The organism is Clostridium acetireducens DSM 10703 (assembly GCF_001758365.1).
Lineage (GTDB): Bacteria > Bacillota > Clostridia > Clostridiales > Clostridiaceae > Clostridium_C > Clostridium_C acetireducens.
Genome location: NZ_LZFO01000051.1, coordinates 1 through 9,979 on the forward strand (window position 1 = coordinate 1; position 9,979 = coordinate 9,979).

The following is a 9,979-nucleotide window of genomic DNA, read 5'->3' on the forward strand; positions in this document are numbered from 1 at the left end:
TTATTTCCAAACTCTCTTTATGCCACTGTCTTATTATTTTTGTACAGCTTATTTTTAATTATTTTCTATTTGCAAATTATATCATTATTTTTTATTCAACCTGTAAACTAAGATGTTACCACTATTTTTAGAAAACACCTTTTAAAAGGTGTAGATTCATGACAACGCAATACTCCAATTGTTACTATGCCATTGATTTCTCCATTTTCTGGTTTGAAGTTAAAGTTTCCTTGTGAGATATTTACAAACTCTATATTGCCTTCTTTTTTAAAAGCCACTAATCTTCCTAAGTAAATATCTTCTTCTGGATTGTAGTTGTAATAATCATGTCCTATGTTGGTTTCTATATAAATTATACCTTCCTTTGAAATTTTAACATTGCCATCTCCTGAAAGCTTGTCTATTATTATGTTTTCACAATCTATAATAGAATGTATAGGAATAGTAGCACTATTTCCTTCTACTCCATTTTTTAAATTTGATTCTATTATTTTAGGAGAAGAATCTTTAATAGTTATAGTTTTAAAATCTCTAATAACACCTTTTTCAATAATTTCAACTACTATTTCACACTCTTCTATATTAGAAATATACTGCCTATTTAACTTAATAGAAATTACACCTTCTTTTAAATTTAATATATAAGGTATAGTTTTTCCTTGAGTATTTACTTTTAAATTAAAAATATGTGCTCCATCTTTTGTTTTTAGTTCTTTTTCTGTTCCTTCACAAGTTCCAATAAAAGAATTGTCTTCAGCATACTCATTTAATTTAAGCTTAATTTCTTCTTGATTATTATCTCTTGCAGATTCTGGATTTATATCTAAAATTAAAGCATTTTCATATTTTTCACTTTCTAATTTAATATGATGAAATAAAATTTTTTCACTTACTTCTATAAAAATACTATATATTACTGCTCCATTAGAATTGTAAATATATAAATCACCGCTACCATCTATAGTATCTGTAGATTGTATTTTTACATAAGTATCATACTCTTTATTTATTACTTCAATATTAGCCAATGAATTGTCTCTATTATCTTGTATAAAATCCTTTATATAAAAATCTTTGTATATACCATTTTCTGCTGCTAAAAAATCCTCTCCATATTGATCTTTGAATTTTAATTTAAAAGTTTTGCTGCCTCCTTTAGCCAATTTTATAGAATGTATTTCTGGCTCAACTTTAAAAATTTTTCTTTTATTTTCTTCATTATTATCTAAAACCGTTAATGTAAACTTTTTTTCAGCAACTCCAGATTTTATAGTTATAATAGCTTCTCCTGGACACAATGCCTTTATATTTTTTCCTTCTATGGAAATTACAAATGAATTGGAAGACTCCAATGTAACATAATCTGTTACATTGGCATTTATCCTTCCATTTACTGTATCACATATTACATTGTTTAATTTTAAAACCTCTCCCACTAGAACTTTTCCACTTTTTATTTCTGGTTCTCCTGATTTATCCACAAGTTTTAAACAATACCCTTTTATATCTATAGCTGTAAACTCCCCGTCTATAATATTTACCTCTGTAATTGAAGATTCAGCTACTATGGACTTATTTTTTGTAATAACTACTTTATAACTAAAATCTTCTATTTTGTTTTTATCTTTATTGTAAATTTGCATTAAATTGCTTTTTGAAAGTTCCCCGTTTTTACTTATACTTTCATCATAAAATACACTTTTATCACTTTGAAATTCCGCACTATAACCATATTTATTTAAATCTTCAATACTTACTTCTATACCATTAATTTTAACTTTTACCCTCAAAATTCCATACTCTTTAAAATCTACTAATTTAGTAACAGCTTCTACTTCCTTTATTTCTTGCAAATCTGGATTATTTATTTTATAAACTATGTTTTTTATAGATTCCTCTATGCTCTTACTTACAGAAGCTTCCCCTCCAACTATGCTAATAATAGATTTTCTACTTATGTTATCTTCAATATACTTTAAAGTCCCTTGTATATGATATTCATTAGCTCCTAATCCACTTAATAGCAAAGGAGCATAATTTTTTGCCGCTGCAGAAGCTGCCACTAACCCATCGGCAAACTCCTTGTCCCCTCTTCCTCCAGCAGCTACATATATATTAGAAAAATCTCTTGCTTTCCACCAATTTAACAAACTTAAATTAGTTTCAAATCTATCTTTTCCAAAAGCTATTCTTTCTCCCCTAACTAAATCCAGTATTTCATCTGATAATACTGCTTTTCCCCCTACAGCTAGTATTTTCAAATTGTACTTTTCTATAATATTATTAATCGAATTTGGTAATTCCTTAGATTTAGTAAATAAAACAGGATAACCTTTTGATGCAGCTATAGAAGATACAGTTAATGCATCAGCATAACCATCTTGTCCATTTACTAATATAGCCGTATTTACATAACTATCTTTAAGCACTTCATAAGCTACAGCTGCATTTGTTCCCATTCTAGTAGTATCTACAGTTCCGCAAATTCTCTCTACCTTATATTTAGTTTTTAAATTTTTTTCTATTTCCTCAGAAATAACACCTTTTCCACCTATTATAATTACACTTTTAGCTTGTAATTTTTCTATAGTATATTTTATATCTTCTTCTAAAGGTCCTACATTTTGTGTTAATAAAATTGGAGCCTGTAATTTTTTAGATAAGGGCACTGCACTTACTGCGTCAGCATAACCCCAACCATTTACAAGTATTATTGTATCTGCTTTAACAAATTCCTTACTAGCTAAATAATTAGCTGTTTCTATTCTAGTTTTTCCACCTATTCTAACAACTTCGGCTGCCTTTGTATTTAGTGAAAATATATTTAATAAAATAGCTATAAAAACTATTATATTTAGTCAACTTATTTTTCTATTCATAGACCATTCCCCCTATTATAGAAAAATTCTCTATTTAATTATAGCATTTATTTATTAATTAAAACTTAATAATAACTATAAATAAATTTCTATAATTAGGAAAATAGTTTCAATTTATAATTTAACTAATTTATAAAATTATATGGACTTTCTTGATAAACATAATAGTTAAGCCAATTAGAAAAAAGTAAATTTCCATGTCCTCTCCATAAAACCACAATTTCATTTTTAGGATTATCATTTAAAAAATAATTTTTTGGCACAGAAATTTTTAATCCCTTATCTATATCTCTTTTATATTCTTTTTCTAAAGTATCCTCATCATATTCACAATGTCCCATTACAAATATTTGTTTCCCAGAATTTGCTCCACATATATACACACCAGAAGTATCTGACTCAGCTAAAATTTTAATATTCTTATTTTTTAATACATCTTCTTTTCTCACTTCTGTGTGCCTTGAATGAGGAGCATAAAATTTATCGTCAAATCCTCTTAGTAACTTGCATTTTTTATTATTAACTTTATGAGGAAATACTCCAAACATTTTTTCTTTTAAATCATGTTTAGGAATACCATAATGATAATAAAGTGCAGCTTGTGCTCCCCAACAAATATGAAGTGTAGATGTTACATTGGTTTTAGTATATTCCATTATTTCTTTTAATTCTTCCCAATACTCTACTTCTTCAAAATCAATTTTTTCTACAGGAGCTCCTGTTATAACCATACCATCAAATTTTTCATTTTTTACATCTCTAAAGTTTTTATAAAAAGTTACTAAATGTTCTTTAGAAGTATTTTTACTTTCATGACTTTCTGTATGAAGCAATGTTATTTCTACTTGCAAAGGTATATTTCCAAGAAGTCTAAGAAGTTGAGTTTCAGTTTCAATTTTAGTAGGCATTAAATTTAAAATAGCTATTTTAAGAGGTCTTATATCTTGAGTTAATGCCCTTTTTCTATGCATTACAAATATATTTTCATTTGTAAGTATTTTAGAAGCTGGAAGATTTTTTTCTATAATTATAGGCATAACCAATCCTCCTTAATCTATTTTATCTAAAGCTTGCTTAAAATCTTCAATTATATCCTCTATATCTTCTATACCTACAGATACTCTTATTAAATCTGGTGCTACTCCTGCTTTTATTTGCTCTTTTTCTGAAAGTTGTCTATGTGTAGTAGTAGCTGGATGAAGTACAGAAGTTCTAGCATCTCCTAAATGTACAACTAAAGCAGTAATTTTAAGATTTTTAGTAAATTTTTTAGCTGCTTCTATTCCGCCTTTAATTCCAAATGTCAATATGCCGCTTCCACCTTTTTTTAAATATTTATTTCCTAATTCATATCCTTCGCTACCATTAAGTAGTGGATAATTAACCCAATTTACTTTTTCATTTTTTTCAAGCCAATTTGCTAAGTCTAATGCATTTTCGCTATGCTTTTTCATTCTTAAGTGAAGAGTTTCTAATCCTAAGTGATTTAAAAAAGCATTAAATGGACTCATGCAATTTCCTAAATCTCTTAATAACTGTACCCTTGCTTTAACAATATAGGCTTTTTCTTTAAATGTTTCCCAATATTTTATGCCATGATAACTTTCATCTGGCTCTGTAAATTCATTAAATTTTCCATTATCCCAATTAAAATTTCCTCCATCTACTACTACCCCACCTACACTAGTAGCATGACCATCTGTGTATTTTGTAGTAGAATGTATTACTATATTTGCTCCTAATTCAAAAGGTCTGCAAAGATATGGTGTAGCTAAAGTATTATCCACAATAAAAGGTATTTTAAACTCTTTAGCTATTTTAGAAAATTTATGAAAGTCCAATATATTTAATCCTGGATTTCCTATAGTTTCTCCAAAAATTGCCTTAGTGTTTTCTTTTATTTTTGATTTTATTTCATCTTCGCTAGCATTTGGATCTATAAGAGTTACATCTATACCTAATTTTTTTAAAGTAACATTTAAAAGATTATAAGTTCCTCCATATATGGTAGAAGAAGAAACTATATGGTCTCCACTTTTACATATATTCAAAAATGCTAAAAGACTTGCTGATTGTCCTGAAGCTGTAGCAACTGCTCCCACTCCTCCTTCTAAATTATTTATTTTTTCCTCAAAAGCTTCTACTGTAGGATTGCTAATTCTTGTGTACATATGTCCTTCTTCCTGTAAGTCAAATAATCTTGTAACTTGATCTGGATCCTCATATTTATATGTGGTACTTTGTATTATAGGAAGCACTCTTGCCTCTCCTGATTTTGGATTATATCCTCCTTGTACACATATAGTTCCTAACCCCCATTTACCTCTCATAAAAATAACCTCCTTAAAATTTTTGTAATAAAAAAACTGCTTCTTAGAAATAAGAAGCAGTTATAAACTTAGTTATAAATTTGTATATATACAAACCTCTTATCTCTCAGGAATATTCCTGCTGGAATTAGCACCTTGAATAAAATATTCAGGTTGCTTGGTGTCATAGGGCCAGTCCCTCAACCAATCTTGATAAGAAAAAATATTAAATTTTAAAATACTTTATTTTCCACGCAATTAAGCATTGAACTTATTTTAATACATAAAAATAAAATTGTCAACTATATTAAACAAAAATATTGTAAAACCCTATGTAGATAAAAATGTAATTTTAATAATTACACTTAAAAACATAGGGTTTTACTTACCTAATAAAACTTATTGTATATTGTATAAACCTTTACTTTCCATGTACTTATAAATAGCTTCTCCGTGTTCCTGTTCTTCCTTTTGTATATGATTTAGCACACTTCTTACATTTGGATCTCTAAATTCAAAAATTGCTGTATCATAAGTACCTGATACATATTTTTCTGTCATTAACAAGTCTGAACACATATCTTTATCACTTACATTTTCCATACCAGATGGCTGAGCATTTTGATTCATATTATTAGCTAAATTTTGTGTAGCTTGTGCATTTACACTTTGTTGCTGACCACCTTGTTGTTGATTCATTTGTGGAATTTGACCACTTAACAATTGATTAATACTGTTTAAATGTTCCTGCTCTGTTTGACGGTTAGCATTAAAAATTTGCTTTAATTGTGCATCATTAGTTTGACTTGCATAATTTGAATACTTTTCTATACATAGTTGCTCGTGACTTTTTTGGTCTTCTAATAACATTCTTTCTTTTTGTGATAATGTAATACTCATTAAAAACACCTCCAAATCTAGTTTGGTATTATACTATTAATTTTATTCAAAAATTCATCTAAAAAAGATAGTAACTAAACTTAGTTTAAATACTACTTTTTTACAAATTTATGTAGGTTGTTGAATAAAAAATCATTAATATAATTTGCAGATAGGAAATAATTAAAAATAATAAGACAGGCAATAATAAGACAGACTTATAAAGAGAGTTTGGAAATAATTTGAATAAATTTTAGACACTCTTAGAATAAAAAATAAAAAAACTCCGTAATTCATCACAGGACGTGATGAGCCAATTTCCGCCCCAAGGACGGGGCATAAATTGGGTAGGAGTTTTTTTATTTTTTATTCTTAGAGTGTCTTAATGAAATGATTTATTTCCAAACTCTCTTTATAAGTCTGTCTTATTATTGCCTGTCTTATTATTTTTAATTATTTCCTATCTGCAAATTATATTAATGATTTTTTATTCAACAACCTATTGCGATAATAAGCCTTTTTATTTTTGCTTAACTTTTACATCTACCATTTTAAATGGAGTAGTTTCATGTTGTCTTATAACACCTATAGTTACAGTGCCATTGATATCTTTTCCGCTAATTCTATCAAGTTTAAATTCATGGTTAGATATTCTATCTTCTTCTTTATCTGCTAATTCTAAATCTCCATCTTTGTAAGCTATAGATAATCTACCAAGATATATATCATAAGCATCAAAATCATCATCATCTTGGCTATCATCTACATCAGTGTTTATATATATTATACCATCATCATTAATTTTTATTTTACCATCTCCAGCAGAACCTTCAAGTTGTATAGAATTATTAATAATTTTATGGTCTGAATCCATACTAATTATAGAACTAATTGGAATATAATCACTGCTTATTTCTACATTTCTAACATAATCTACACGTTTAATTTTTGGTGAAGAATCTACTATTTTTATTTTTTTGTGGTCTCTAATTATTCCGCCTTCTTTAACTACTACACTTACAGTTCCTAAATTTACTTTCTTTAAATTTTCTTCTGTTCTCTTAAATTTAACAGTAATTGTATCATTATCTTCTAAATCAACTTCAAATAAATCATCATCGTCATCCTCATCAATACTATTGTTATTATCTGGTTGTACTTCTACTTTAAAAGTATGTTTTCCATCTTTAGATTGAAGACTGTCTAAACTTCCATCACAAGAACTTATAAGCACATTATTTTTAGTGTATTCATTTAATTTTAGTTCTACTACGTCCTGAGAGTTTTTATCTGCAGCTTCTGCATTTATATCTAAAGTTAAATCCTTTGATTTTGAATCTTTAGCTTCTAAGGAAACATGATCGTATAGCACTTCCCCACTTATTTCTACTGGTATTGAAGCAACTCTTGCACCATTTTTCTTGTAAATCTCTAACTTTCCATTGTCTGTTTTATTGCCTGTGGATTCAATTTCCACATCAAATCTTCCCTTTTCATCAGTTCCTGTAAATCCTTCTTTGTATTTTACATCTACCCTTGCTATTTCACTATTATCTCTATTACTCTTTATAGTATCTTTTACTGTAAAATCTTCTCTTTCTTCTGCTTCTCTAATTGGATCTCCATATTGGTCAAATAATGACACTTCAAAAGTAGCTTTTCCTCCTTGTGCCATTTTTATATTAGGTACATCTAATGCTGCCTTACTTACTTTACGTTTAGTATCATCGTTTTTCTTAAGCACTTTTATATTAATTTGTTTTCTGAAATTTCCTGATTTTATTGTAATTGTAGTATTTCCATCTGCTACAGCTTTTATAACTTTATAATCTTCTCCATCTATAGTATCTTCTCCTACAGTAGCTATAAATGGGTTAGAAGATTCTAAAGTAAAGTCTGTTATTTTAGCATTTTCTTTACCATCTACTGTATTTGCCTTTACATCTGTAATAAATACTTTTTCTCCTGCAATTAAAGTATTACTATATATAGTTATTTGATCTTCATCCATCTTATCTTCATCTACATCTTCATAAAGTTTTAATACATAGTCATTTATTTTTGTAGCAGTATTTTCTCCATTTATAACATCTACAAATACTTCTTTAGATTCTGCTACTATAGATCCATTTTTACTAATTACTACTTTGTAGGAAAAGTCATCTGTTTTACTTGGATTATAAGTATAAAGACCAGCTAAGCCTGTACCATTTTTAACGTCTTTGTCTCCTTCTTTTCCTTTTAGCAATTCACCTGTTTTGCTAGTTTTTCTTTCATCTTCAAAAATTTCTTCTGAAGATTGAAATTCTATTTCATATCCTGCATTTCTTATTTCATCTAAATCAAAATTGCGGTTATTTACTTTTAAATCTAAACATAATTTTCCTGACTTAGTATAGTCTATTAAATCTGTTACTCCTTCTACAGATTTAATTTCAGATAAATTATTATTATTGCTATTATCTTCTTCTTTTTTTACTTTGGATTTTATATCTTCTGCTACATCTCTATCAATAGAAGCTTCTCCTCCAACTAAAACTACTTTTGTTTTGTCTTTTTTATTATTTTTTATAAAATTAGCTGCATTGGATTTTTGATTATAATTTGCTCCTATGCCAGTTAAAACTACTGGTGCTCCATTTTTAGCTGCTGCTGAAGAAGCCACTAAAGCATCTGCAAATTCATAGGAAGTTTTTCCTCCTGCAGCTACATACATATTTTCAAAATCCAATGAATCTTTAAAGTAATCTAATACCTTTAAATTAGTTTCAAATCTGTCTGCACCAGAGGCTATTCTATTTCCACTAACGGAATTTATAACTTTATGTGGTAAAACTCCACTTCCACCTACTACTAAAACTTTTAATCCTTTTTGTTTTATTACATTTTTAACAGAATCTGCTACATTTTTAGAACTAGCAAATAATACAGGATATCCTTTTCCTGCTGCAATAGAAGCTACAGATAAAGCATCAGCATAGCCATCTTGTCCATTTACTAATATAGCTGTATCTACACTACTTCCCTTTAATATTTCTTCTGCAACCTTTGCATTTGTTCCCATTCTAGTTTTATCTTTTACTCCAGCAATACGTTCTACTGAATATTTATTAGATAATTCATTTTTAATTTTATCGGAAATAACTCCATTTCCACCTACTATTACTATTTTTTTAGCTCCTAAATCTTTTATTGCATCCTTTACTTCTTTTTCTAAATATCCTTGGTTTTTTGTTAAAAGAATTGGAGCATTTAATTTTTTTGATAAAGGTGCAGCACTTACTGCATCTGCATAGCCCCATCCATTTACAAGTATTACTGTATTTGCACTTTTAAAAGTGGATTTTGCCAAATTATTAGCTGTTTCTATTCTGTTTTGTCCACCTACTCTATCTACTTCTGCTGCTTTAGCATTAAAATTGGTAGTATTTAAGGCAGCAGCCATTACTAGCATAGTTACTGCAGTACTAGCAAGAGCTTTTCCTGTTTTCTTATTCATACTATAAACCTCCTTGAAATCAGTTATATGATAAATTTTCTATTGATTTCATAATTTAGTTTTTATTTTATTCATTACATAAACATTCTAATTCTATTATAACAAATTTTCGAATAATTTTCTTTTTTATTTAGGTATTTTATGTATGCGTTTTTGAATAAACAATATTTGAAATAATTTGCATATAGAAAATAATTAAAAATAATCTATATAAAAATAATAAGGCAGCCTCATAAAGAGAGTTTGTAAATAATTAGAATGAGTTTTAGACAATCTTAGAAGAAAAAATAAAAAAACTCCGTAATTCATCACAGGACGTGATGAGCCAATTTCCGCCCCAAGGACGGGGCATAAATTGGGTAGGAGTTTTTTTATTTTTTATTCTTAGAGTGTCTTAATGAAATGACTTATTT

General features: G+C 28.0%; 5 protein-coding genes and 1 riboswitch. All 5 genes read right to left on the reverse strand.

Features of this window, described 5'->3' with window-relative positions:
- Positions 1-107: 107 nt before the first annotated feature.
- The gene (locus CLOACE_RS11000) at positions 108-2,852 is read right to left on the reverse strand and encodes a cell wall-binding repeat-containing protein (RefSeq protein ID WP_341465059.1); all 2,745 of its coding nucleotides are present in this window, start codon (positions 2,850-2,852) and stop codon (positions 108-110) included.
- A 152-nt stretch (positions 2,853-3,004) separates the two neighbouring features.
- Positions 3,005-3,916, reverse strand: coding sequence for a homoserine O-acetyltransferase MetA (metA, locus tag CLOACE_RS11005; RefSeq protein ID WP_070111302.1), 912 nt, complete (start codon positions 3,914-3,916; stop codon positions 3,005-3,007).
- 12 nt (positions 3,917-3,928) lie between these two features.
- On the reverse strand, positions 3,929-5,209 hold the full coding sequence (locus CLOACE_RS11010) for an O-acetylhomoserine aminocarboxypropyltransferase/cysteine synthase family protein (protein ID WP_070111303.1): 1,281 nt from the start codon (positions 5,207-5,209) through the stop codon (positions 3,929-3,931).
- 96 nt (positions 5,210-5,305) lie between these two features.
- A riboswitch (SAM riboswitch) is annotated at positions 5,306-5,408 on the reverse strand.
- Positions 5,409-5,587: 179 nt separating this feature from the next.
- On the reverse strand, positions 5,588-6,088 hold the full coding sequence (locus CLOACE_RS11015; protein WP_070111304.1) for a spore coat protein: 501 nt from the start codon (positions 6,086-6,088) through the stop codon (positions 5,588-5,590).
- A 499-nt stretch (positions 6,089-6,587) separates the two neighbouring features.
- Positions 6,588-9,566 (reverse strand): cell wall-binding repeat-containing protein, encoded by a 2,979-nt coding sequence (locus CLOACE_RS12160; protein WP_070111305.1) that lies wholly within the window; start codon positions 9,564-9,566, stop codon positions 6,588-6,590.
- Positions 9,567-9,979 lie beyond the last annotated feature (413 nt).

Bases quoted from the DNA above. Each gene is read 5' to 3' on its own strand.
- metA (WP_070111302.1), bottom strand. From the start codon at position 3,916: ATGCCTATAATTATAGAAAAAAATCTTCCAGCTTCTAAAATACTTACA.
- CLOACE_RS11010 (WP_070111303.1), bottom strand. From the start codon at position 5,209: ATGAGAGGTAAATGGGGGTTAGGAACTATATGTGTACAAGGAGGATAT.
- CLOACE_RS11015 (WP_070111304.1), bottom strand. From the start codon at position 6,088: ATGAGTATTACATTATCACAAAAAGAAAGAATGTTATTAGAAGACCAA.
- CLOACE_RS12160 (WP_070111305.1), bottom strand. From the start codon at position 9,566: ATGAATAAGAAAACAGGAAAAGCTCTTGCTAGTACTGCAGTAACTATG.